Annotated in this window: 1 protein-coding gene; it reads left to right on the top strand. The window is 65.1% G+C overall.

What is annotated here, in order from left to right; genetic code table 11:
* On the top strand, positions 1-607 hold a 607-nt coding region (locus tag GY769_15875; GenBank protein MCP4203397.1), incomplete at both ends, for a group II intron reverse transcriptase/maturase.

Genomic DNA, 607 nt, shown 5'->3' with positions numbered 1-607 from the left:
TGGCCCGCCATCCGCCAAGCCTTGCTGGACGGTAGCTACTCGCCGCAGCCTGTGCGGCGGGTAGAGATCCCGAAGCCCATGGGCCGAGGGGTTCGACTGCTCGGGATACCGACCGTTGTCGATCGGTTGATCGCGCAAGCCATCCATCAGGTCCTCACGCCGATCTTCGACCCGGACTTCTCCGAGTCGAGCTTCGGCTTTCGTCCCGGACGCGGAGCGCATGGAGCACTCCGGCAGGTTCAGCGCTGGGCCGGCGAGGGCTACCGCATCGCCGTGGATCTGGATCTGGAGAAGTGTTTCGACCAGATCAACCACGACGTGCTCATGGTCCGCGTCGCCCGCAAGGTGAGAGACCGGCGTTTGCTGGCTCTCATCGGGCGCTTCCTGCGTGCCGGCGTTCGGGTTGGGGACCACATCCAGGCGACGGAGAAAGGAGCCTCGCAAGGCTCGCCGCTCTCTCCGCTGCTCGCCAACATCCTGTTGGATGACCTCGACCGAGAGTTGGAACGGCGCGGGCACCGCTTCGCTCGCTACGCCGACGATCTTCTGATCGTCGTCCGTAGCCGAAGAGCCGGCGACCGGGTCAAAGCCAGCATCACTCGGTACT

The sequence above is a fragment of the bacterium genome, from assembly GCA_024224155.1.
Classification (GTDB): domain Bacteria; phylum Acidobacteriota; class Thermoanaerobaculia; order Multivoradales; family JAHEKO01; genus CALZIK01.
This window is presented reverse-complemented; position numbering and strand designations above follow the sequence as displayed.